This is a genomic window from Pseudescherichia vulneris NBRC 102420 (genome assembly GCF_000759795.1).
Lineage (GTDB): Bacteria > Pseudomonadota > Gammaproteobacteria > Enterobacterales > Enterobacteriaceae > Pseudescherichia > Pseudescherichia vulneris.
Window position 1 is genome coordinate 468,557 of sequence record NZ_BBMZ01000002.1, and the last position, 22,366, is coordinate 490,922.

The window sequence follows — 22,366 nt, forward strand, 5'->3', positions numbered from 1 at the left end:
GGGAGGAGGCAGAGTTACGCCCGGCGCATCATCAGCCAGACGCTGATAGCGAGGAACAGGGCGCTCGGCAGCAGCGCGCCGATAATCGGCGGGATGCCGTATACCAACGTCAACGGGCCGAAGATCTGGTCCAGCACGTAGAAGACGAAGCCGAAGCTGATCCCGGTGACCACGCGCACGCCCATCGGCACGCTGCGCAGCGGACCAAAGATGAACGACAGGGCCATCAGCATCATTACCGCTACCGACATCGGCTGGAAGATCTTACTCCACATGTTGAGCTGGTAGCGCCCGGAGTCCTGCCCGGTTGACTTCAGGTACTTCACATAGTCACGCAGGCCGCTGATAGAGAGGGCATCCGGCTCCAGAGCCACCACGCCAAGCTTGTCCGGCGTCAGGTTGGTCTTCCAGGTGCCGCTCACGGTCTGGGAGCCGGTGATCTGCTTGGGATCTTGCAGGTTGGACTCGTCTACCTGCGACAGTTTCCAGAGCTTCTGCTGCTCGTCAAAGGCCGCGTGTGCCGCGTAGCGCACCGACTGCAAACGACGCTGATCGTTGAAGCTGTAGATGCTTACGCCGTTCAGCTCGTTGGTGCCGGAGACCTGCTGGATGTAGACAAAACTGTTGCCGTCTTTGGCCCACAGCCCCTGCTGGGTAGAGAGCATCGCGCCGCCGTAAATGGCCTGGGCCCGATAGGTACGCGCCATCTGCTCGCCCTGCGGCGCCACCCACTCACCGATGGCCATAGTCAGCAGCACCAGCGGGATCGCCGTCTTCATGACCGACAGCGCTACCTGGAAGCGAGTAAAGCCGGAGGCCTGCATCACCACCAGCTCGCTGCGCTGGGCCAGCATCCCCAGGCCCAGCAGCGCGCCCAGCAGGGCCGCCATCGGGAAGAAGACCTGAATATCTTTCGGCACGCTGAGCAGGGTGTACATCCCCGCGCCCATCGCGTCATAGCTCCCCTGCCCGGCACGCTTGAGCTGATCGACAAACTTGATGATGCCAGAGAGCGACACCAGCATGAACAGCGTCATCATGATGGTGGTGAAGATAGTTTTACCGATATAGCGATCGAGTACGCCAAAAGCCTGCATTATAACGCTCCTTTACGCACAAAGCGGGCGCGTATGCGGCGCATCGGCACCGTGTCCCACAGGTTCAGCACCACCGCCAGCGCCAGATAGAGCAGGTTCACTGCCCACATCCAGATCATCGGATCGAGCTTGCCCTTGCCGCCGTTGGACTTCAGCGAGGTCTGCACCAGGAAGAACACCAGGTAGAGCAGCATCGCGGGCAGCATCGACAGTACGCGGCCCTGGCGCGGGTTCACCACGCTGAGCGGCACCACCATCAGCGCCATCACGAACACGGCGAAGATGAGGGTTAAGCGCCAGTGCAGCTCTGCGCTTGCCCGCGGCGTGTCGGTGCGCATCAGGGTACGCATGTCCATCTGCTCGGTATCGTCCGGATCCAGCGCCACCGCCTGATGGCCAACAATCGCCTGGTAGTCCTGGAAGTCGGTAATGCGGAAGTCGCGCAGCAGCGCGGTGCCTTCAAAGCGCGTTCCCTTGGTGAGCGTGACCACCTGCGAACCGTCTTTGCGCTGCGAGAGCTGGCCGGAGTCAGCCACCACCACCGATGGGCGCGCGTTGCCTTTAGGACGCAGCTGCGCGAGGAAGACGTCGTGGAAGCTGCTGCCGCTGACGCTCTCGATAAACAGCACCGAGTTGCCGTCGGTGGCCTGCTGGAACTGACCCTGCGCCAGCGCCGCCATGCCAGGGTTGGCTTTGGCTTCCGCCAGCACCTCATCCTGATGGCGCGAGGACCACGGCCCGGCCCACATCACGTTAACGGCAGCCAGAATGCCGGTAAAGATCACCAGCACCATCGCGGCCTTCACCAGCACGGCCTTGCTCAGGCCGCAGGCGTGCATCACCGTGATCTCACTGTCGGTGTAGAGCTTGCCAAAGGTCATCAGCAGCCCGAGGAACAGGCTAAGCGGCAGGATTAACTGCGCCATTTCAGGTACGCCCAGCCCCAATAAGGAGAGCACCAGATTTGTCGGGATATCACCGTCAACGGCTGCACCGAGGATCCGCACCAGCTTCTGACAGAAGAAGATCAGCAGCAGGATGAATAGGATCGCAAGTTGACTTTTTAGCGTCTCCCGAACCAGATATCTTATGATTATCACTATAAATACGCCCGTAAAAACCCGTCTTTTTGCAGGAAAATCGCTTGTTTCATGGCTTAAACGTCATTTATTCTCTTGAGTCGTCGAAAGCATCGCTAAGATGTATGAAACTTAGCGGATGCACGTTTCAGGATATGTTCTGACGTGTCGAACTAAGATTAACACGAAGTCACCGCAACAGCGGACATGAGTTACGAAAGCTTGCAATTCTATCCGTAGCCCCGGCTGTTGTCTTTAAGATTCAGGAGCGTAGTGCATGGAGTTCAGTGTAAAAAGCGGTAGCCCGGAGAAACAGCGGAGTGCCTGCATCGTGGTTGGCGTGTTTGAACCGCGCCGGCTCTCCCCTATCGCCGAGCAGCTCGATAAGATCAGCGACGGCTACATCAGCGCGCTGCTGCGCCGTGGAGAGCTAGAAGGCAAGCCGGGACAGACGTTGTTGCTGCACCATGTTCCTAACGTCCTGTCAGAGCGCATTTTACTGATTGGCTGCGGCAAAGAGCGTGAGCTGGACGAGCGCCAGTACAAGCAGGTTATTCAGAAAACGATAAATACGCTGAATGATACTGGCTCGATGGAAGCGGTCTGCTTCCTGACCGAACTGCACGTTAAAGGGCGTAATACCTACTGGAAAGTGCGCCAGGCCGTCGAGACGGCAAAAGAGACCCTCTACAGCTTCGATCAGTTGAAAACCAACAAATCCGAGCCGCGTCGTCCGCTGCGCAAAATGGTCTTCAACGTGCCGACCCGCCGGGAGCTGACCAGCGGCGAGCGTGCCATTCAGCACGGTCTGGCGATCGCCTGCGGCATCAAAGCGGCAAAAGATCTCAGCAACATGCCGCCGAATATCTGTAACGCAGGCTACCTCGCCTCGCAGGCGCGTCAGCTGGCGGACTCCAACAGCGAGAACATCACCACCCGGGTGATCGGCGAGCAGCAGATGCGCGAGCTGGGAATGCACTCCTACCTGGCGGTAGGCCAGGGCTCGCAGAACGAATCTCTGATGTCGGTCATTGAGTACAAAGGCAGCAGCGATGCCGAGGCGCGTCCGATTGTGCTGGTGGGCAAAGGGCTGACCTTTGACTCCGGCGGCATCTCCATCAAGCCTGCCGAGGGCATGGATGAGATGAAGTATGACATGTGCGGCGCGGCGGCGGTGTACGGCGTGATGCGCATGGTCGCCGAGCTGAAGCTGCCGCTGAACGTGGTGGGCGTGCTGGCGGGCTGTGAAAACATGCCCGGCGGTCGCGCCTTCCGTCCCGGCGACGTCCTGACCACCATGTCCGGCCAGACCGTGGAAGTGCTGAATACCGATGCCGAAGGGCGTCTGGTGCTGTGCGACGTCTTAACCTACGTAGAGCGCTTCGATCCCGAGCTGGTGATCGACATTGCTACCCTGACTGGCGCATGCGTGATTGCCCTTGGCCATCACATCACCGGCCTGATGTCGAACCACAACCCGCTGGCCCACGAGCTGATCGGCGCGTCCGAGCAGGCAGGGGATCGCGCGTGGCGTCTGCCGATGAGCGATGAGTACTACGAGCAGCTGGAGTCGAACTTTGCTGATATGGCAAACATCGGCGGGCGTCCCGGTGGGGCGATCACCGCGGGCTGCTTCCTGTCGCGCTTTACCCGGAAATACAACTGGGCGCACCTCGACATCGCCGGTACCGCATGGCGCTCCGGCAAAGCCAAAGGCGCAACCGGTCGTCCTGTCGCCCTGCTGTCGCAGTTCCTGCTGAACCGCGCCGGTTTTAACGGCGAAGAGTAAGCGTAATACAGCAGTAAATCGTAGGCCGGGTAAGCGTAGCGCCACCCGGCTTCGCATTTAAAGTGACCACAAGAAGCCCCATATATGAAGAATGCAACGTTCTACCTTCTGGACAATGACACGCAGCAGGATGGCTTAAGCGCCGTTGAACTACTGGTGTGTGAGATTGCCGCAGAACGTTGGCGCGCAGGTAAACGCGTTCTGATCGCCTGCGAAGATGAGCGGCAGGCGGTACGCCTCGACGAAGCCCTGTGGGCGCGTCCGGCCGAGAGCTTTGTGCCGCATAATCTGGCGGGCGAAGGTCCGCGCGGCGGTGCGCCGGTGGAGATTGCCTGGCCGCAAAAGCGCAACAGCAGCCCGCGCGATCTGCTGATCAGCCTGCGGGTGAACTTTGCAGATTTTGCCACCGCTTTCACAGAAGTGGTAGACTTCGTTCCTCACGAAGAAACTCTGAAACAACTGGCTCGCGAACGCTATAAGGCCTATCGCCTGGCTGGTTTCAACCTGAACACGGCAACCTGGAAATAATGGAAAAGACATATAACCCCCAAGATATCGAACAGCCGCTTTACGAGCACTGGGAGCAGCAGGGCTACTTCAAACCGAATGGCGATGAGAGCCAGGAGAGCTTCTGCATCATGATCCCGCCGCCGAACGTGACCGGCAGTTTGCATATGGGCCACGCCTTCCAGCAGACCATCATGGATACCATGATCCGCTACCAGCGCATGCAGGGCAAAAACACCCTGTGGCAGGCCGGGACCGACCATGCGGGCATTGCGACCCAGATGGTGGTTGAGCGTAAGATTGCCGCTGAAGAGGGGAAAACCCGCCACGACTACGGTCGCGATGCCTTCATCGACAAAATTTGGCAGTGGAAGGCCGAGTCCGGCGGCACCATCACCCGTCAGATGCGCCGTCTCGGCAACTCCGTGGACTGGGAGCGCGAGCGCTTCACCATGGACGAGGGCCTCTCCAACGCCGTGAAAGAGGTGTTCGTTCGCCTCTATAAAGAAGATCTGATCTACCGTGGCAAGCGCCTGGTAAACTGGGATCCGAAGCTGCGCACCGCGATTTCCGACCTGGAAGTTGAGAACCGCGAATCGAAAGGGTCCATGTGGCACATTCGCTACCCGCTGGCCGACGGCGCAACAACCGCCGACGGTAAAGATTACCTGGTGGTCGCCACTACCCGTCCGGAGACCCTGCTGGGGGATACCGGCGTCGCGGTAAACCCGGAAGATCCGCGTTATAAAGATCTGATCGGTAAATTCGTGGTGCTGCCGCTGGTTAACCGTCGCATTCCGATTGTGGGCGACGAGCACGCCGACATGGAGAAGGGCACCGGCTGCGTGAAGATCACCCCGGCGCACGACTTTAACGACTATGAAGTCGGTCGTCGTCACGCCCTGCCGATGATCAACATCCTGACCTTTGACGGCGATATCCGTGAAAGCGCAGAGGTGTACGACACCAAAGGCAACGAAACCGACGTCTACTCCAGCGAGATCCCGGCTGAGTTCCAGAAGCTGGAGCGCTTTGCCGCCCGTAAAGCGGTAGTGGCTGCCGTTGACGCCCTTGGCCTGCTGGAAGAGATCAAGCCTCACGACCTGACCGTACCGTACGGCGACCGTGGCGGCGTAGTGATCGAGCCGATGCTGACCGACCAGTGGTACGTCCGTGCCGACGTGCTGGCAAAACCGGCGGTGGAAGCGGTTGAGAACGGTGACATCCAGTTCGTACCGAAGCAGTACGAGAACATGTACTTCTCCTGGATGCGCGATATTCAGGACTGGTGTATCTCCCGTCAGCTGTGGTGGGGCCATCGTATCCCGGCATGGTACGACAACGAAGGCAACGTCTTTGTTGGCCGTACGGAAGAGGAAGTGCGCCAGGAGAACAACCTGAGTGCCGATGTGGCGCTGCGCCAGGACGAAGACGTGCTGGACACCTGGTTCTCCTCCGCGCTGTGGACCTTCTCTACCCTCGGCTGGCCGGAGAACACCGACGCCCTGCGTCAGTTCCACCCGACCAGCGTGATGGTTTCCGGCTTCGACATCATCTTCTTCTGGATCGCCCGCATGATCATGATGACCATGCACTTCATCAAAGATGAAGACGGCAAGCCGCAGATCCCGTTCAAGACCATCTATATGACCGGTCTGATCCGCGACGACGAAGGCCAGAAGATGTCCAAATCCAAGGGCAACGTGATCGATCCGCTGGATATGGTAGACGGTATCTCCCTGGCGGACCTGCTGGAGAAGCGTACCGGCAACATGATGCAGCCGCAGCTGGCCGAGAAAATTGCCAAGCGCACCGAGAAGCAGTTCCCGAACGGTATTGAGCCGCACGGCACTGACGCCCTGCGCTTTACCCTGGCGGCGCTGGCCTCTACCGGCCGCGACATCAACTGGGACATGAAGCGCCTGGAAGGCTACCGCAACTTCTGTAACAAGCTGTGGAACGCCAGCCGCTTTGTGCTGATGAACACCGAAGAGCAGGATTGCGGCTTCAACGGTGGCGAGATGACCCTCTCCCTGGCGGATCGCTGGATCCGTGCCGAGTTCAACCAGACGGTGAAAGCCTTCCGTGAAGCGCTGGACAGCTACCGCTTCGATATCGCCGCGGGCATCCTGTATGAGTTCACCTGGAACCAGTTCTGTGACTGGTATCTGGAGCTGACCAAGCCGGTGATGAACGGTGGCTCTGAAGCCGAATTGCGCGGCACGCGCAACACGCTGGTGACGGTGCTGGAAGGTCTGCTGCGCCTGGCGCACCCGATCATTCCGTTCATTACCGAAACCATCTGGCAGCGCGTGAAGGTGCTTACCGGTAACAACTCCCTTTCTCATCAAAACGAAAGCATCATGCTGCAACCGTTCCCGGCCTTCGATGCCGCCCAGGTTGATGAAGCCGCGGTAGCGGATACCGAGTGGCTGAAGCAGGCGATTGTCGCGGTGCGTAACATCCGCGCCGAGATGAACCTCTCTCCGGCTAAGCCGCTGGAGCTGCTGCTGCGCGGCTGCAGCAGCGATGCGGTACGTCGTGTGAACGATAACCGCAGCTTCCTGCAGACCCTGGCGCGTCTGGAGAGCATCACCCTGCTGCCTGCCGATGATAAAGGCCCGGTCTCCGTGACCAAGATCATCGACGGCGCAGAGCTGCTGATCCCGATGGCTGGCCTGATCGACAAGGCTGCCGAGCTGGAGCGTCTGGCAAAAGAGATCGTCAAAGTGGACGTTGAAATTGGTCGTATCGAGAGCAAACTGGGTAACGAAGGCTTTGTGGCGCGCGCGCCGGAAGCGGTCGTTGCCAAAGAGCGTGAGCGTCTGACCGCCCTGGCCGAAGCGAAAGTTAAACTCGCCGAACAGCAGAACGTCATCAGCGCGCTGTAATCGCGTTCGCCCCTTACCTCTCCGGTAAGGGGCACTTATCAACGAAGAGCCTCACCATGAATGTTGCAACCGCCACTCAACTGCACATGCGCCGTATCACGCCTGAAGACAACGCGGCTATTGCCGCCGTTATTCGCCAGGTGTCAGCGGAGTATGGCCTGACCGCCGACAAGGGCTACACCGTTGCCGATCCCAACCTTGACGAGCTGTATGCGCTCTACAGCCAGCCGGGCCACGCCTACTGGGTGATTGAGCAGGACGGCCAGGTGGTGGGCGGCGGCGGCATCGCGCCGCTCCAGTGCAGCGAACCCGATATCTGTGAATTGCAGAAGATGTACTTCCTGCCCGTGGTACGCGGCAAAGGGATGGCGAAAAAGCTGGCGCTCGCCGCGCTGGATCACGCCCGTACGCAGGGGTTTACCCGCTGCTATCTGGAGACCACCGCGTTTCTGAAAGAGGCGATTGGCCTCTATGAGCATCTGGGCTTTGAACACATCGACGGGCCGCTGGGCTGTACCGGACACGTCGACTGTGAAGTGCGGATGTTAAAAGCGCTGGCCTGAAATCAGACCGGTACACCGCTGTGAAAACGAAACTCGCTGTCGGGGGTGGCAATCAGCGCCGCCTCCACCTCGCCAAAAAAGCGCACCCTGGGCGTGATATCCTGCGGTGAGATCTGCTGGGCCAGCGTCAGGTAGTCCTCGTAGTGCCGCGCCTCGGATCGCAGCAGCGACAGATAGAACTTCTGCAAATCCTCTTCAAGATAGGGTGCCAGGGCGGCAAAGCGCTCGCAGGAGCGGGCCTCGATATATGCCCCGCAGATCAGTTTATCAATCAGCGTTAGCGGCTCGTGGGTCCGTACCTCTTTTAGCATCCCTTTGGCGTAGCGGCTGGCGGTGATCTTAACGTAGGGAATGTTCCGCACCGTCATCGTCTCGCGCACCTGCCAGAAGTGGTGCAGCTCCTCTTTAATCAGCAGCACCATGCTGTCGATCAGCAGGCGGCCCCAGGGATCGTTGGTCTGCGGCATCACACCTTTGCCAATCTGCCGGTGCAGGGCGACAAAATCCGGCTCTGGCCCCTCGCGGAAGGTAAAGGCCTCATAAGGTTTAAGCCACTCAAGCAGCGTATCGCCGCCGGTCTTGTCCGCTACGTACTTGCGGACCAGCAGCATCGCCGTCTGGGCGGCCTTCAGCTCGCACACCATATGATCGGTTAGCAGCAGGGGCAGGTTTGCCGGATCGCGGGCTTTGTCGATCCACGCCTGAGGCGTTGGGCAGTGCAGGAAGGTGTGTATCGGAGAGAGTATCTGGGCGTAGTCCATGGAGTTCCTTGCAGTGCGGCAGCGGGCGCTACCGCACGAACAATCAAAGCCTGTTCTTAGCGACGTAAAGACTTAGTGACGAGTACCGTTATCGTCTTCGTCGACGTAATCTTCGTCGTCTTCGTCATCACCCTCTTCGCCGTTAGGATCTTCGTAGTAGGTGCCCCAGCCGTCGTACTCAACCTCAAACTTCTCTGCCAGGGTCATCAGCTGCTCAACCTGAGCGTCGATCAGATCGGCATTCAGGGCGCACTCGCTCAGAATGTCGCAGCAGATCACGGTGTCACCCTCTTCTACTTCCAGCTCTTCCGGCTCGGTCACTTCATAACCCATTTTGAACGCCTCTACCGCCACTTTCTCCAGCGTTTCAAAATCATCGGCGGAGAGGTGATGCTCGATAGTGTAGAGCGCATCAGGATCGCTACCGTCCTCCAGCAGCTCTTCAATGATCAGACGGGTCTCTTCACGCTGCTCTTCCAGATGTTCCTGGTTTGCCATAGGTTGTTCCTCATAATGTGCGGCAGATACTCTTATTTTCACATACCGTTGCCAATGCCTCCACTCCTGACGGAAAAGATTTGTTGAACAGGGTTGCAAATGAATATTTAGACATATAAAGTGAATTTTAATTCAATTATTGGCTTGAGCCATGTGAGGGAAACATGTCTGCGTTCTACCAGAAACACTTTTTAAAACTGCTCGACTTTACCCCTGCCGAAATTCACGCCCTGCTCCAGCTCGCCGCCCAGCTCAAAAAAGATAAAAAACAAGGCACTGAAGTACAGAAGCTGACTGGAAAAAACATCGCGCTCATCTTCGAAAAAGACTCTACCCGTACCCGATGCTCTTTCGAAGTTGCCGCCTACGACCAGGGCGCTCGCGTCACCTATTTGGGGCCAAGCGGAAGTCAGATCGGGCATAAAGAGTCAATTAAGGATACCGCCCGCGTTTTGGGTCGCATGTATGATGGCATTCAGTATCGCGGCCACGGCCAGGAAATCGTCGAGGCGCTGGCCGAATTTGCCGGCGTGCCGGTGTGGAATGGCCTGACCAACGAGTTTCATCCGACCCAGCTGCTGGCGGATCTGCTGACCATGCAGGAGCACCTGCCGGGCAAAGCCTTTAACGAGATGACGCTGGTTTACGCGGGCGACGCGCGCAACAACATGGGCAACTCTATGCTGGAGGCCGCCGCGCTGGTGGGGCTGGATCTGCGTCTGGTGGCCCCTGAAGCGTGCTGGCCGGAAGCGAGCCTGGTGGCCGAGTGTAGCGCCCTGGCGCAGCAGAACGGCGGCAGCATTACCCTGACGGAGAACATTGCCGAGGGGGTAAAAGGCGCGGACTTTATCTATACCGATGTGTGGGTATCGATGGGCGAAGCCAAAGAGAAGTGGGCCGAGCGTATCGCGCTGCTGCGCGACTATCAGGTTAACAGCCAGATGCTGGCCCTGACCGGCAACCCGCAGGTGAAGTTCCTGCACTGCCTGCCCGCCTTCCACGACGACCAGACCGTCCTCGGCAAACAGATGGCGGAGACCTATGGTCTGCACGGCGGCATGGAGGTGACCGACGAGGTGTTTGAGTCGCCGAACAGTATCGTGTTCGACCAGGCGGAAAACCGGATGCACACCATCAAAGCGGTCATGGTCGCCACCCTCGCCGAGTAAAACTTTCGTTGCCGTAGGCCGGGCAAGCGCTAACGCCGCCCGGCGTTTACATGGCTTATTACGCCACCAGCAGCTTAACCACCACTTTACGCACCTGGGCCGGATTGCCCACCGCGCACAGCGGCTTATGCACCTCGCCCGGATAGAAGACCACGAAATCCCCTTCGCTCAGCACCACGGTCTTCTCCTGCTCGCCTTCCGGCAGAAACGCGATGTCCTTATCCGCCAGCCAGTCGGTGTCCGGCGTGCCGGCTGGCAGGGTGCTGTAGGTCATTCCTTCCTGACCTTTCAGTACGATCTGGATATCCAGATAGCGGGCGTGATACTCCGCACGGCGTTTGGCAAACGGCTCGGTCATATCTTCTGAGAGCAGGAAGAAGAGCCGCGAGCCGTCGATATCGTGCTTGCCCGTCGGCGTCGCGTCGTTAACGTGCTGTTTGACGTACTCAATGGCCTCGGCCAGCTCCTGCGGCAGCCAGGACTGAAGGTTGTGAATGTTGCCTGTGATCATGGGTAACCTCTCGATATAAAACATTGTTTCATTTTTAACTTTTATACGAGAATTTTGCCTACCCTACCACCCCTTTTTAGCGAACCCTTGCGATAGCGCATATTTATTGGTAAAGAAGTTAACCTTTTGTTAAAAGCCAGGGCAATATTATGCACTCTCGTCGCATAAGTGCCGCTTTATATTTAACCAGCTGTACATTATGCTGCTGAAAAAACAGTGTTAATAAAAAAAACCGCCACAGGATCACACATTACTTCCCAACGCATTTTCAATTATTTTCGCATATTTATTTTATCATTCTTTGATCGTAGAAATAAAAAAACAGAAAAATGAATAATCATGCACACGCTTAAATTAAGTTATTTAATTTCAAATAGATAGAATCATTGGCGTGGTGCGCATCCGTACATACCATTAACAAAATAAAATATTGCCACGTATTAATGCGTAGCGATGCATTGCGTTAATTCAATAAAAAGCGGATTCTCTGAACCATCTCAAATAAACCAAATTGGGTTATCCCATCCCTATTCCCACGTGAGCGGCATCACATAATTAATGCAACAGGTATCTATTATAGCCACGAAATCCAGCGAAGCTCGTGCGCTATGAAATAACGCATTTCATAGCGTTCCCCCTCTTATTGCCGGAAAACGTAAGGAACCGTTATGGAAAAACACTACGTCGGATCGGAAGTGGGTCAGTTACGCAGCGTAATGCTGCACCGTCCTAATCTGAGCCTGAAAAGACTGACGCCCTCTAATTGTCAGGAGCTGTTATTTGATGATGTATTATCCGTCGAGCGCGCAGGTGAAGAGCACGATATTTTCGCCACTACCCTGCGTGAGCAGGGCGTTGAGGTGCTACTACTGACCGATCTCTTAACCCAGACGCTGGATACGCCAGACGCCAAGGAGTGGTTGCTGCAAACCCAGGTCTCTGACTACCGCCTGGGGCCCGCTTTTGCCAGCGATGTACGCGGCTGGCTGGCGGATATGCCCCATCGCGAGCTGGCCCGACGGTTAAGCGGCGGGCTGACCTACGGTGAAATACCGGCTTCGATTAACAATATGGTTGTCGATATTCATACCGCGAATGACTTTATTATGAAGCCGCTGCCTAACCATCTCTTTACCCGCGATACCTCCTGCTGGATATATAACGGCGTCTCCATCAATCCTATGGCAAAACCGGCCCGCCAGCGTGAGACCAATAATCTGCGGGCCATCTATCGCTGGCATCCGCTGTTTATTAATGGCGACTTTATTAAATATTTCGGTGACGAAGACATTAATTACGACCACGCCACCCTGGAGGGGGGCGATGTATTAGTCATTGGCCGGGGCACGGTATTAATCGGCCTGTCTGAACGCACCACGCCGCAGGGGGTCGAGTTCCTTGCCTCCGCCCTGTTCACCCACCGCCAGGCCGAACGCGTTATTGCCGTCGAGCTGCCGAAACACCGCTCCTGTATGCATCTCGATACGGTGATGACCCACGTCGATATCGACACCTTCTCCGTCTACCCGGAAGTGGTTCGCCCGGACGTGCAGTGCTGGATGCTCACGCCCAATGGCCACGGTGGGATTGCCCGTCGCCAGGAGACGACCCTGCTGCGCGCACTGGAGAAAGCGCTGGGCGTCACGCAGATCCAGCTGATCACCACCGGCGGCGACGCCTTTGAGGCCGAGCGCGAGCAGTGGAACGACGCCAATAACGTACTGACCCTGCGCCCCGGCGTGGTGATCGGCTACGAGCGCAACGTCTGGACCAACGAGAAGTATGACAAGGCGGGGATCACCGTTCTGCCTATTCCAGGCGATGAACTGGGACGCGGACGCGGCGGCGCACGCTGCATGAGCTGTCCGCTGGAACGCGACGCGATTTAAGGCAAGGAGCAGAGAATGAAAACGGAGATGAAACCGACCCTCGTGGTCGCCCTTGGCGGCAACGCCCTGCTAAAACGCGGCGAGCCGCTGGAGGCCGCAATCCAGCGTAAAAATATCGATCTGGCTGCCGAGACGATTGCTCAGCTTACCCAGCGCTGGCGGGTGGTGCTGGTGCACGGCAACGGTCCGCAGGTGGGGCTGCTGGCGCTACAGAACAGCGCCTATACCGGCGTTACGCCCTATCCGCTGGATGTGCTGGGGGCCGAGAGTCAGGGCATGATTGGCTACATGCTGCAACAGTCACTGAAAAACCGGCTGCCGAAATGCGAGGTCAGCGTCCTGCTGACTCAGGTGGCGGTGGATCCCGCCGATCCTGCCCTCGCCAATCCCACGAAATACATTGGGCCGGTGTATGACCAGCCGCAGGCCGATGCGCTGGCCGCCGAAAAAGGGTGGTGCTTTAAAGCCGACGGCAGCTATTTCCGCCGCGTGGTTCCCTCCCCGCAGCCGATGCGCATCGTCGAGCGCGATGCAATCGAGGCGCTTCTCCAGCGCGGCCATCTGGTGATCTGCAACGGCGGTGGCGGTGTGCCGGTGGTTGAGCAGGCTGACGGCTTCCACGGTATTGAAGCGGTGATTGATAAAGACCTCTCTGCGGCGCTGCTGGCCCGCCAGCTGGAGGCCGACGCGCTGCTGATCCTCACCGATGCCGACGCGGTCTATCTCAACTGGGGTACGCCAGAACAGCGCCCGCTCGCCGAGGCCACACCACAGCAGCTGAGCGGGCTTACCTTCGACGCCGGTTCGATGGGGCCAAAAATCGCCGCCTGCTGCCGCTTTGTGAAGACCTGCAATGGCATGGCCGGGATAGGCTCCCTGGCGGATGGCCCGGCCATTCTGCTCGGCGAGCGAGGAACCCTGATCCGCAACGATCCCCTTCAATAAATAGATTAAGGATGACGTATGAAAATCGCTTTGAAAAACCGCAACTTCCTCAAGCTGCTGGATTTTACCCCCGATGAGATCCACTTCCTGATCGATATGGCGATGGAGTTGAAAGCCGCGAAAAAAGCGGGCTGTGAAAAGCAGACCCTGAGCGGCAAAAACATTGCGCTGATCTTTGAGAAAAGCTCTACCCGTACCCGCTGCGCCTTTGAGGTGGCCGCCTTTGATCAGGGTGCGCAGGTGACCTACATCGGACCGAGCGGATCGCAGATCGGCCATAAGGAGTCCATGAAGGACACTGCGCGCGTGCTCGGTCGCATGTACGATGGCATTGAGTATCGCGGCTATGGCCAGGCGATCGTTGAGGAGCTGGGAGAGTTCGCGGGCGTGCCGGTATGGAACGGGCTGACCAACGAGTTTCACCCCACGCAGATCCTGGCCGATCTGATGACCATGTTGGAGCACGCGCCGGGTAAACGCCTCTCCGAGCTGCGCTTTGCCTACCTGGGCGATGCGCGTAACAACATGGGCAACAGCCTAATGGTTGGCGCAGCCAAAATGGGCATGGATATCCGGCTGGTGGCGCCAAAAGCGTTCTGGCCGGAAGAGGCGCTGGTGGCGCAGTGCCAGGAGATTGCGTGGGAGACCGGGGCAAAAATCACCCTGACCGAGAACGTTTCCGAGGGTGTCGCCGGCGTTGATTTCCTCTACACCGACGTCTGGGTCTCGATGGGTGAGCCAAAAGAGGCGTGGGGCGAGCGCGTCAGCCTGATGAAGCCTTATCAGGTCAACCAGCAGGTCATAGAGGCCACCGGCAATCCGCAGGTGAAGTTTATGCACTGCCTGCCCGCGTTCCATAACGAGCACACCACCGTGGGACGCGAAATCGAGCTGGCCTATGGTCTGAAGGGGCTGGAGGTCACCGAAGAGGTGTTCGAATCCGCCCACTCTATTGTGTTCGATGAAGCAGAGAACCGGATGCACACCATCAAAGCCGTGATGGTGGCGACCCTCGGCGAGTAACCACTCCGGGCGTCGCGGCATCTGCGACGCCCAAACAGGGAGAACACCCTATGCGCAGATTTAAATTCCCCTCTGCTTACACCATTCTGTTTATCCTGATCGCGCTGGTTGCCGCGCTGAGCTGGATTGTCCCGGCCGGGCACTATCAGATGGTCATGAACGAGACGCTGGGCAAAGAGGTCCCCGTCGCAGGCACCTATGCGCACGTTGCGGCCCAACCGCAGGGGATCGTGTCCGTTATTATGGCCCCCATCAGCGGCCTGTACGATCCCGATACCGGTCAGGCGGGCGCAATTGACGTTGCGCTATTTGTGCTGATCATCGGCGGCTTTCTGGGGATCGTCAATAAAACCGGGGCCATCGACGCCGGGATCGAACGCGTCACGCAGAAGCTCAGCGGCCGCGAAGAGTGGATGATTCCGATCCTGATGGGGCTGTTTGCCGCAGGCGGTACGATCTACGGCATGGCAGAAGAGTCGCTGCCGTTCTACACCCTGCTGGTGCCGGTCATGATGGCGGCACGCTTCGATCCACTGGTCGCCGCCTCTACGGTGCTGCTGGGGGCAGGCATCGGCACGCTCGGCTCCACGATAAACCCCTTCGCCACGGTGATTGCCGCCAACGCGGCGGGCATTCCGTTTACCACTGGCATCTGGCTGCGCGTGGCGCTGCTGGTGGCGGGCTGGCTTATCTGCGTCGCGTGGGTCATGCGCTATGCGCGTCAGGTACGGCAGAATCCCAGCAAATCCGTCGTGGCGGATAAGCAGGACGAGAACATCGCCCACTTCCTGGGGGGCAAGCGCCAGCAGGATCTGGCCTTCACCGGCACGCGCAAGCTGATCCTGGTTATCTTCGCCCTCGCGTTTGCGGTGATGATCTACGGCGTGGCGGTGCTGGGCTGGTGGATGGGGCAGATCTCCGGTGTCTTTCTGGCGGCGGCCATTATTACCGGGCTGCTGGCCCGCATGAGCGAGGAGGAGCTGACCTCCACCTTTATTGACGGCGCGCGGGATCTGCTTGGCGTGGCGTTAATTATCGGTATTGCCCGCGGCATCGTGGTGGTGATGGACAAGGGCATGATTACCCATACCATCCTGCACAGCGCCGAGGGGCTGGTGGGCGGCCTCTCCAGCATGGTGTTTATTAACGTGATGTACTGGCTGGAGGTAGTGCTCTCTTTTCTGGTGCCCTCCTCCTCGGGGCTGGCGGTGCTGACCATGCCGATCATGGCGCCGCTGGCAGATTTTGCCCGCGTCGATCGCGATCTGGTGGTCACTACCTACCAGGCCGCGTCCGGCATTGTCAATCTGGTTACCCCCACCTCGGCGGTGGTGATGGGCGGGCTGGCGATTGCCCGCGTGCCTTACGTCCGCTATCTGAAGTGGGTTGCGCCGCTGCTGCTAATGCTGACCGTGCTGATCTGCCTGATATTGAGCCTCGGCGCGCTGCTTTAACCACCACAGGGAGGAAAGAGTATGAAGGACTATCGCGACTGCTCCACCAGAGAACAGCAGCAGTTGGCCGCCTGTCGACGACTGGTGACCGAGAAGAGCTATCTGTCGCAGGAGGCGATCCGCCGGGACCTCCAGCGGCACGGCTTTGACGGCATCAGCCAGTCCACGGTATCGCGCCTGCTGAAGCTGCTGGGGATTATCAAGATCCGCAATGCCAAGGGGCAGCGGATCTATGCCCTCAATCCGCAGCTGCGCCCGGCACCGGATGCCACCCGCTGCCTCTCCGATATGGTGCTTAACGTCGAGCATAATCGCGAGTTTATTCTTATTCATACCGCTGCGGGATACGGGCGAGCGGTAGCCCGCATCCTTGACTACCACGCGCTGCCGGAGATCCTTGGCGTAGTGGCAGGCAGCAGCATCGTCTGGGTCGCCCCGCGTGACGTGCAGCGTACCGCCCAGGTGCGCAACCGCGTTAACCATCTACTAAAAATGCATATATATGCAAAATAACCGTTTACTTCTGATAAATAGCGCATCGATCCCTTGATTCGCATTATGAGCTGAGTATAATCGCCGACAATTTGCCGGGAGGAAGCATGGTCAAGTCCGTTCGACACACTGTCTCACCGCGCCTGAAAGAGGGCGCTGGCCTGCCGTTTTTCTTCCCAATGCTCACCTATTTCTATAGCCCCTCTTTTGAGGGGCTTTTTTTTGCGCAGACGTCAGGAGATAACCATGGCTAATCCGCTCTATCAGAAACATATCATTTCCATAAACGATCTCAGCCGCGAAGAACTGGAACTGGTGCTGGAGACCGCTGCCAGCCTGAAGGCTAACCCGCAGCCGGAGCTGCTGAAGCACAAGGTGATCGCCAGCTGCTTCTTTGAGGCTTCTACCCGCACCCGCCTGTCGTTTGAGACCGCGATGCACCGCCTGGGCGCAAGCGTGGTCGGCTTCTCCGACAGCAGCAACACCTCGCTGGGTAAAAAAGGCGAGACCCTGGCGGACACCATCTCCGTGATCGGCACCTACGTTGACGCCATTGTGATGCGCCACCCGCAGGAGGGCGCGGCGCGGCTGGCCACCGAGTTCTCCGGCGGTATTCCGGTATTGAACGCGGGCGACGGCGCAAACCAGCACCCGACCCAGACCCTGCTCGATCTCTTTACCATTCAGGAGACCCAGGGCCGACTGGAGAACCTCAATATCGCGATGGTGGGCGACCTCAAGTATGGCCGCACCGTCCACTCGCTGGCCCAGGCGCTGGCGAAGTTCAACGGCAACCGCTTCCTGTTTATCGCCCCCGATGCGCTGGCGATGCCGCAGTACATCCTCGATATGCTGGATGAGCGCGGGATCGCCTGGAGCCAGCACGCCACCATCGAAGAGGTGATCCCGGAGGTGGATATCCTTTACATGACCCGCGTGCAGAAAGAGCGTCTGGATCCGTCCGAGTATGCCAACGTGAAGGCGCAGTTTGTCCTGCGCGCCAGTGACCTGCACAGCGCCCGCAGCAATATGAAGGTGCTGCACCCGCTGCCGCGCGTCGATGAAATTGCTACCGACGTGGATAAGACGCCGCACGCCTGGTACTTCCAGCAGGCGGGCAACGGCATCTATGCTCGTCAGGCGCTGCTGGCGCTGGTGCTTAACCGCGATTTGGCCTAACAAAGGGGGGGGAAACAAGATGACACACGACAACAAACTGCAGGTCGAAGCGATTAAACGCGGCACGGTGATCGACCATATCCCGGCGCAGGTGGGCTTTAAGCTGCTGACCCTGTTTAAGCTGACCGAAACCGATCAGCGGATCACCATTGGCCTGAATCTGCCCTCAGGTGAGATGGGCCGCAAGGATCTGATCAAGATCGAAAACACCTTCCTCACCGACGAACAGGTTAACCAGCTGGCGCTCTATGCCCCACAGGCGACGGTGAACCGCATCGACGACTATGAGGTGGTAGGCAAGTCGCGGCCTAACCTGCCGTCGCGCATCGAGGCGGTGCTGATCTGCCCCAACAGCAACTGCATCAGCCACGCCGAGCCGGTATTCTCCAGCTTTGCAGTGAAGCAGCGCACCAACGACATTGCCCTGAAGTGCAAATACTGCGAGAAAGAGTTTTCTCACACGGTGGTGCTGTCACACACCCGTTAATTCAGATTGGTCATCGCCTCCGCGCTGCCTATAATGGCGCGGAACCTCAATACCATTCGCTTTCAGGAGAAATCATGACAAAAATCATCGCGACGGAAAATGCACCGGCAGCCATTGGTCCTTACGTTCAGGCGGTCGATCTCGGCAATATGATCCTTACGTCTGGCCAGATCCCGGTCGATCCAAAAACCGGCAGCGTGCCGGAGGATATCGCCGCTCAGGCGCGCCAGTCGCTGGATAACGTTAAGGCTATCGTGGAAGCCGCTGGCCTGAAGGTAGGCGATATTGTTAAAACCACGGTGTTCGTGAAAGATCTCAACGATTTCGCCACCGTTAACGCAACCTACGAAGCGTTCTTTAACGAGCACCAGGCTGCCTTCCCGGCGCGCTCCTGCGTAGAAGTCGCCCGCCTGCCGAAAGACGTGAAGATCGAGATCGAAGCGATCGCCGTACGTCGTTAATCGACCGTGCAACGCCGGGTAGCACCGTGATGCCCGGCGGTAAGCGGCCTGCTTCGTCAGGGAGGATGTTAATGGCAAAACCACGTTTTACCGATGAGCAAATCGCCGCTTTTCTCGATCAGGCTAAACGCGGCACACCCGACCACGAACTGTGCGAAAAATATGGCTTTAGCCACAGCACGCTGCGGCGCTGGCAGGCGTTACACGCTGAAGGCATCCGAGGCGAGTTAAAGCAGGCAGAATCCTCCGCAGGGCTCGTCTTTCTGGCTGCTATCGCTGCCGCTCTGTTACTCACCCTTGCCTTCTCGAAAGCGGTTGGCGCGCTGGTGATGCCCCTCTTTATCCTCTACTGCCTCTACTATATCCGCCGCTATCGCAGCATCTCGGCAAAGCATATTAAAGCGGAAAACACCTCTCTCGCGCGCACGGGATTAGGGTCAAATAACGCGTTTTACCAGTTTTGCTGGCTCGCCCTGATTCTTCTTGGCTGCGCCTGTGGATACGGCCTCGTACAGCTGCTCTGAAGACGATCGCTTACTGCCGCTCATACCGACGGCTGTAGAACCCTTTGACCAGCTGGGTTAACGCCATATACCCCGCCAGAATCGCAATCAGCCACGGGAAGTAACTCAGCGGCAGAGCCTGAAGCTGCAAATAGCTCGCCAGCGGTGAGAAGGGCAGCGCGATCCCGATGACCATCACCAGCAGCGTCATGAGCATCAGCGGCCAGGCGGCACGGCTCTGGATAAACGGGATCCGCCGGGTACGGATCATATGCACAATCAGGGTTTGCGACAGCAGCCCGACGACAAACCAACCAGACTGAAACAGCCCCTGCTCTGCTGGCGTATTGGCGTGAAAGACAAACCACATCAGGCAGAAGGTCAGAATGTCGAAAATAGAGCTGATCGGGCCAAAGAACAGCATGAAGCGCCCAAGATCGGCGGGGTTCCACCGCTGCGGCTTGCGGATCTGCTCCTCATCCACGTTATCAAACGGGATCGCCACCTGAGAAAGATCGTACATCAGGTTCTGTACCAGCAGATGCAGGGGCAGCATCGGCAAAAAGGGCAGAAATGCGCTGGCGACCAGAACGCTAAAGACGTTGCCAAAGTTAGAGCTGGCGGTAATTTTTATGTACTTCAGCATGTTGGCAAAGGTACGGCGGCCTTCAATCACCCCGGCTTCCAGCACCATCAGGCTCTTCTCCAGCAGGATGATGTCTGCGGCTTCACGCGCGATATCTACCGCGCCATCCACGGAGATGCCGATATCCGCCGCCCGCAGCGCCGGAGCATCATTAATGCCGTCCCCCATAAAGCCCACCACGTGCCCCTCGCGGCGCAGAAGCGAGACGATGCGCTCCTTGTGCAGCGGCGTCAGGCGAGCAAACAGCGTGGTACGCTGCGCCAGCTGAGCCAGCTCGTCATCGGAGAGCGTTTCAATGTCGCTGCCCGTGACCGCCTCGCCCGCCTCCAGCCCTACTTCGTGGCATACCTTCGCCGCCACCAGCTCGCTGTCGCCGGTGAGGATTTTTACGCTAATGCCGCTGGCCTTCAGCGCTTTTAGCGCCGGGGCGGTAGTCTCCTTCGGTGGATCGAGGAAGGCAATGTAGCCTTCGAGGATCAGATCGGACTCGTCGATGCGCTGGTAGTCCCCTTCCCGTGCCGGCAGGATCTTACCGGCAACGGCGACCACGCGTAGCCCCTGGCGGTTGAGATTATCGGTCACGCGTCTGATGCGGCGCAGCATGGTCTCATCTAGCGGAACGATATCGTCGTGGTAGCGCACCTGAGTACAGACGCTGAGGATCTCCTGCAATGCGCCCTTACAGATCAGCTGGTGCACGTCGGCCTGCTCGCTGACTACGACCGACATCCGGCGGCGCTCGAAATCAAACGGGATCTCATCCACCTTTTGCCAGCGGTTTGAGAGCGTGCGGGCAGACGCTTCATCAGTGCCTTCCAGCACCGCGACATCGAGCAGATTTTTTAAACCGGTCTGGTAGTGGCTGTTTAGCCAGGCATTGTGCAGAACGCGCGTGCTCGTGTTGCCGGAGATATCGGTGTGGTGCTCCAGCACAATTTTATCCTGGGTTAGCGTGCCGGTTTTGTCGGTACAGATGATGTCCATTGCGCCAAAGTTCTGGATAGCATCAAGATGCTTCACGATCACTTTCTGCTTTGACAGCTTCACCGCGCCCCGCGCCAGGGTTGAGGTCACGATCATCGGCAGCATCTCAGGGGTTAACCCCACGGCAACCGAGAGTGCAAACAGCGCCGCCTCCCACCAGTCGCCTTTGGTGTAGCCGTTGATCAGCAGCACAATTGGCGTCATCACCATCATAAAGCGGATCAGCAGCAGGCTGACGCGGCTGATGCCTTTTTGAAAGGCGTTTGGCTCGCTCTCCTGCTCGCTCACGCGCCCGGCGAGCTGCCCAAACCAGGTATCGCCCCCGGTAGCAATAACCAACGCCTGCGCGCTCCCACTGACTACCGTGGTGCCCATAAAGCACAGCGTATCGCACTCCAGCGGATTACCTTGTTGCGGGTGACGGCTGGACGCCACTTTCTCCACCGGCAGCGACTCACCGGTAAGCGACGACTGGGCGACAAAGAGATCCCGCGCCTGAAAAATGCGTAAGTCTGCCGGGATCATGTCCCCGGCTGAGAGTTTAATGATATCGCCAACCACCAGCCGATCGAGTGGCAGCTCAAGCCACGCGCTCTCGCCCTTCTCGTTAATAACGCGCAGAACCGTGGCGGTGTTGCTGACCATCGCCTTGAGCGCATCGGCCGCTCTGGTGGAGCGCGCCTCCTGAACAAAATTCAGCAGGGTAGCGATCCCGACCATCAGCGCGATAACGCCCGCGGCAAAGAGATCTTCCGTAGCATAGGAGACAATGCCAAGCGCGGTAAGCAGCAGGTTAAAGGGGTTGCGATAGCATAGCCACAGGTGCACCCACCATGGTGCAGGCGTCTCTGACGGAAGCGCGTTGTCACCATGAGCGGCGCGGCTCTTTTCTACTTCCCCCGCATTCAACCCCTCAGGATGGGAGTGAAATTCCTGCCACAGCGCGTGCTTCTCCAGCGCCGCCGCGCGCAGGCACTGCGCCGTCAGGGTTGGCGGAATGGCTGCGCCAGCCACATTTTTCGCATTTGGCAACGGATCGCGCTGCACCAGACGGCGCGGCAGATGACGGTTCAGCCGCAGACGCAGCCAGCGAGTAATATTGATAAGCATGATATGTCCCCCACGCTCGCCGCAGCGAGCGCAGTTCAGCCATCAGGCGTGGCAAAGCCGTACCTGACAGGCACTGAAAAATTTATGCAGGAACGTTCAGGACGCTACTGCCCTACGCATCCGGTAAGGCAATAACGTGAGGCTTACCGGAAAAAAGGGGTTCTCCATCGAGGGAGAGGGGTGGGATCGGGATCCATGTCGCCTCCGGTAAGGTAAAGAGTAAAGTTGGTATAGGGTAGATTGATATCGCCACACTTTTTATGGCTATTCGGGCGGTACGATACGCTCTGATAATTAAACGTTCGTTAAACCAGCGTGCCCTGGCGGC

At 58.3% G+C, this 22,366-nt stretch carries 23 protein-coding genes; 16 read left to right on the forward strand and 7 right to left on the reverse strand.

Annotated elements, in window-relative coordinates:
* Positions 1-14: 14 nt before the first annotated feature.
* Positions 15-1,097, reverse strand: a complete 1,083-nt coding sequence (gene lptG / locus EV102420_RS02350) for an LPS export ABC transporter permease LptG (protein ID WP_042388356.1) — start codon at positions 1,095-1,097, stop codon at positions 15-17.
* Complete coding sequence (gene lptF / locus EV102420_RS02355) at positions 1,097-2,197, reverse strand: LPS export ABC transporter permease LptF (protein WP_042388359.1); 1,101 nt, start codon at positions 2,195-2,197, stop codon at positions 1,097-1,099. The genes lptG and lptF overlap by 1 nt, the downstream gene beginning before the upstream one ends.
* A 256-nt stretch (positions 2,198-2,453) precedes the next feature.
* Between lptF and pepA the strand changes: the two genes are divergently transcribed.
* The 4 genes from pepA to EV102420_RS02375 all read left to right on the forward strand — a co-directional run bounded on the left by pepA (position 2,454) and on the right by EV102420_RS02375 (position 7,926).
* On the forward strand, positions 2,454-3,965 hold the full coding sequence (gene pepA / locus EV102420_RS02360; protein ID WP_042388360.1) for a leucyl aminopeptidase: 1,512 nt from the start codon (positions 2,454-2,456) through the stop codon (positions 3,963-3,965).
* Positions 3,966-4,049: 84 nt separating this feature from the next.
* On the forward strand, positions 4,050-4,493 hold the full coding sequence (holC, locus tag EV102420_RS02365) for a DNA polymerase III subunit chi (protein ID WP_042388362.1): 444 nt from the start codon (positions 4,050-4,052) through the stop codon (positions 4,491-4,493).
* Positions 4,493-7,363 (forward strand): valine--tRNA ligase, encoded by a 2,871-nt coding sequence (locus EV102420_RS02370; protein ID WP_042388366.1) that lies wholly within the window; start codon positions 4,493-4,495, stop codon positions 7,361-7,363. Before holC ends, EV102420_RS02370 begins: the two co-directional genes overlap by 1 nt.
* Before the next feature lie 56 nt (positions 7,364-7,419).
* On the forward strand, positions 7,420-7,926 hold the full coding sequence (locus EV102420_RS02375; protein WP_042388367.1) for a GNAT family N-acetyltransferase: 507 nt from the start codon (positions 7,420-7,422) through the stop codon (positions 7,924-7,926).
* Positions 7,927-7,928: 2 nt separating this feature from the next.
* On the opposite strand, the gene miaE is transcribed toward EV102420_RS02375, so the two are convergent.
* Together miaE and rraB are read right to left on the reverse strand one after the other, a co-directional pair.
* Positions 7,929-8,687: a tRNA isopentenyl-2-thiomethyl-A-37 hydroxylase MiaE gene (miaE, locus tag EV102420_RS02380; RefSeq protein ID WP_042388370.1), complete on the reverse strand. Its 759-nt coding sequence runs from the start codon at positions 8,685-8,687 to the stop codon at positions 7,929-7,931.
* Positions 8,688-8,759: 72 nt separating this feature from the next.
* Positions 8,760-9,185 (reverse strand): ribonuclease E inhibitor RraB, encoded by a 426-nt coding sequence (gene rraB, locus EV102420_RS02385; RefSeq protein WP_042388372.1) that lies wholly within the window; start codon positions 9,183-9,185, stop codon positions 8,760-8,762.
* Positions 9,186-9,305: 120 nt separating this feature from the next.
* Here rraB and EV102420_RS22960 point away from each other — a divergent pair, with 120 nt between their 5' ends.
* Positions 9,306-9,380, forward strand: a complete 75-nt coding sequence (locus EV102420_RS22960; protein WP_238085486.1) for a hypothetical protein — start codon at positions 9,306-9,308, stop codon at positions 9,378-9,380.
* Entirely contained in the window at positions 9,350-10,354 is a 1,005-nt protein-coding gene (gene argF, locus EV102420_RS02390) for an ornithine carbamoyltransferase (RefSeq protein ID WP_042388374.1), read from the forward strand. The genes EV102420_RS22960 and argF (EV102420_RS02390) overlap by 31 nt, the downstream gene beginning before the upstream one ends.
* Positions 10,355-10,412: 58 nt before the next feature.
* Here argF (EV102420_RS02390) and EV102420_RS02395 read toward each other — a convergent pair whose 3' ends face one another.
* Positions 10,413-10,865: a YhcH/YjgK/YiaL family protein gene (locus tag EV102420_RS02395; protein ID WP_042388375.1), complete on the reverse strand. Its 453-nt coding sequence runs from the start codon at positions 10,863-10,865 to the stop codon at positions 10,413-10,415.
* Between the two features lie 668 nt (positions 10,866-11,533).
* Here EV102420_RS02395 and arcA point away from each other — a divergent pair.
* The 10 genes from arcA to EV102420_RS02440 all read left to right on the forward strand — a co-directional run bounded on the left by arcA (position 11,534) and on the right by EV102420_RS02440 (position 19,319).
* Positions 11,534-12,754 carry an arginine deiminase gene (gene arcA, locus EV102420_RS02400; protein WP_042388379.1) on the forward strand — a complete coding sequence of 407 codons (1,221 nt, stop codon included), beginning with the start codon at positions 11,534-11,536 and terminating at the stop codon, positions 12,752-12,754.
* Positions 12,755-12,769: 15 nt separating this feature from the next.
* The gene (arcC, locus tag EV102420_RS02405; protein WP_042388381.1) at positions 12,770-13,699 is read left to right on the forward strand and encodes a carbamate kinase; all 930 of its coding nucleotides are present in this window, start codon (positions 12,770-12,772) and stop codon (positions 13,697-13,699) included.
* A gap of 18 nt (positions 13,700-13,717) precedes the next feature.
* Positions 13,718-14,722 (forward strand): ornithine carbamoyltransferase, encoded by a 1,005-nt coding sequence (gene argF, locus EV102420_RS02410; protein ID WP_042388382.1) that lies wholly within the window; start codon positions 13,718-13,720, stop codon positions 14,720-14,722.
* 50 nt (positions 14,723-14,772) lie between these two features.
* On the forward strand, positions 14,773-16,176 hold the full coding sequence (locus EV102420_RS02415; RefSeq protein ID WP_042388384.1) for a YfcC family protein: 1,404 nt from the start codon (positions 14,773-14,775) through the stop codon (positions 16,174-16,176).
* A 21-nt stretch (positions 16,177-16,197) separates the two neighbouring features.
* On the forward strand, positions 16,198-16,689 hold the full coding sequence (locus EV102420_RS02420) for an arginine repressor (protein ID WP_042388386.1): 492 nt from the start codon (positions 16,198-16,200) through the stop codon (positions 16,687-16,689).
* Positions 16,690-16,775: 86 nt separating this feature from the next.
* Positions 16,776-16,922 carry a pyrBI operon leader peptide gene (locus EV102420_RS21040; protein ID WP_174435470.1) on the forward strand — a complete coding sequence of 49 codons (147 nt, stop codon included), beginning with the start codon at positions 16,776-16,778 and terminating at the stop codon, positions 16,920-16,922.
* On the forward strand, positions 16,915-17,847 hold the full coding sequence (pyrB, locus tag EV102420_RS02425) for an aspartate carbamoyltransferase (protein WP_042388389.1): 933 nt from the start codon (positions 16,915-16,917) through the stop codon (positions 17,845-17,847). The genes EV102420_RS21040 and pyrB overlap by 8 nt, the downstream gene beginning before the upstream one ends.
* 19 nt (positions 17,848-17,866) lie before the next feature.
* Positions 17,867-18,334, forward strand: coding sequence for an aspartate carbamoyltransferase regulatory subunit (pyrI, locus tag EV102420_RS02430; RefSeq protein WP_042388392.1), 468 nt, complete (start codon positions 17,867-17,869; stop codon positions 18,332-18,334).
* Positions 18,335-18,408: 74 nt separating this feature from the next.
* Positions 18,409-18,795, forward strand: coding sequence for a 2-iminobutanoate/2-iminopropanoate deaminase (ridA, locus tag EV102420_RS02435; protein WP_042388394.1), 387 nt, complete (start codon positions 18,409-18,411; stop codon positions 18,793-18,795).
* 71 nt (positions 18,796-18,866) lie between these two features.
* Positions 18,867-19,319, forward strand: a complete 453-nt coding sequence (locus EV102420_RS02440) for a transposase (RefSeq protein ID WP_042388397.1) — start codon at positions 18,867-18,869, stop codon at positions 19,317-19,319.
* A 10-nt stretch (positions 19,320-19,329) separates the two neighbouring features.
* On the opposite strand, the gene mgtA is transcribed toward EV102420_RS02440, so the two are convergent.
* Entirely contained in the window at positions 19,330-22,038 is a 2,709-nt protein-coding gene (gene mgtA / locus EV102420_RS02445) for a magnesium-translocating P-type ATPase (RefSeq protein ID WP_042388400.1), read from the reverse strand.
* A 143-nt stretch (positions 22,039-22,181) separates the two neighbouring features.
* A complete protein-coding gene (gene mgtL, locus EV102420_RS22825; protein WP_370678336.1) occupies positions 22,182-22,235 on the reverse strand; it encodes a mgtA regulatory leader peptide MgtL in 54 nt (17 codons plus the stop codon).
* Between the last annotated feature and the right edge of the window lie 131 nt (positions 22,236-22,366).

Coding starts and splice junctions, on each gene's coding strand:
- lptG (WP_042388356.1), bottom strand. CDS start 1,097: ATGCAGGCTTTTGGCGTACTCGATCGCTATATCGGTAAAACTATCTTC.
- pepA (WP_042388360.1), top strand. CDS start 2,454: ATGGAGTTCAGTGTAAAAAGCGGTAGCCCGGAGAAACAGCGGAGTGCC.
- holC (WP_042388362.1), top strand. CDS start 4,050: ATGAAGAATGCAACGTTCTACCTTCTGGACAATGACACGCAGCAGGAT.
- EV102420_RS02370 (WP_042388366.1), top strand. CDS start 4,493: ATGGAAAAGACATATAACCCCCAAGATATCGAACAGCCGCTTTACGAG.
- EV102420_RS02375 (WP_042388367.1), top strand. CDS start 7,420: ATGAATGTTGCAACCGCCACTCAACTGCACATGCGCCGTATCACGCCT.
- miaE (WP_042388370.1), bottom strand. CDS start 8,687: ATGGACTACGCCCAGATACTCTCTCCGATACACACCTTCCTGCACTGC.
- rraB (WP_042388372.1), bottom strand. CDS start 9,185: ATGGCAAACCAGGAACATCTGGAAGAGCAGCGTGAAGAGACCCGTCTG.
- argF (WP_042388374.1), top strand. CDS start 9,350: ATGTCTGCGTTCTACCAGAAACACTTTTTAAAACTGCTCGACTTTACC.
- EV102420_RS02395 (WP_042388375.1), bottom strand. CDS start 10,865: ATGATCACAGGCAACATTCACAACCTTCAGTCCTGGCTGCCGCAGGAG.
- arcA (WP_042388379.1), top strand. CDS start 11,534: ATGGAAAAACACTACGTCGGATCGGAAGTGGGTCAGTTACGCAGCGTA.
- arcC (WP_042388381.1), top strand. CDS start 12,770: ATGAAAACGGAGATGAAACCGACCCTCGTGGTCGCCCTTGGCGGCAAC.
- argF (WP_042388382.1), top strand. CDS start 13,718: ATGAAAATCGCTTTGAAAAACCGCAACTTCCTCAAGCTGCTGGATTTT.
- EV102420_RS02415 (WP_042388384.1), top strand. CDS start 14,773: ATGCGCAGATTTAAATTCCCCTCTGCTTACACCATTCTGTTTATCCTG.
- EV102420_RS02420 (WP_042388386.1), top strand. CDS start 16,198: ATGAAGGACTATCGCGACTGCTCCACCAGAGAACAGCAGCAGTTGGCC.
- EV102420_RS21040 (WP_174435470.1), top strand. CDS start 16,776: ATGGTCAAGTCCGTTCGACACACTGTCTCACCGCGCCTGAAAGAGGGC.
- pyrB (WP_042388389.1), top strand. CDS start 16,915: ATGGCTAATCCGCTCTATCAGAAACATATCATTTCCATAAACGATCTC.
- pyrI (WP_042388392.1), top strand. CDS start 17,867: ATGACACACGACAACAAACTGCAGGTCGAAGCGATTAAACGCGGCACG.
- ridA (WP_042388394.1), top strand. CDS start 18,409: ATGACAAAAATCATCGCGACGGAAAATGCACCGGCAGCCATTGGTCCT.
- EV102420_RS02440 (WP_042388397.1), top strand. CDS start 18,867: ATGGCAAAACCACGTTTTACCGATGAGCAAATCGCCGCTTTTCTCGAT.
- mgtA (WP_042388400.1), bottom strand. CDS start 22,038: ATGCTTATCAATATTACTCGCTGGCTGCGTCTGCGGCTGAACCGTCAT.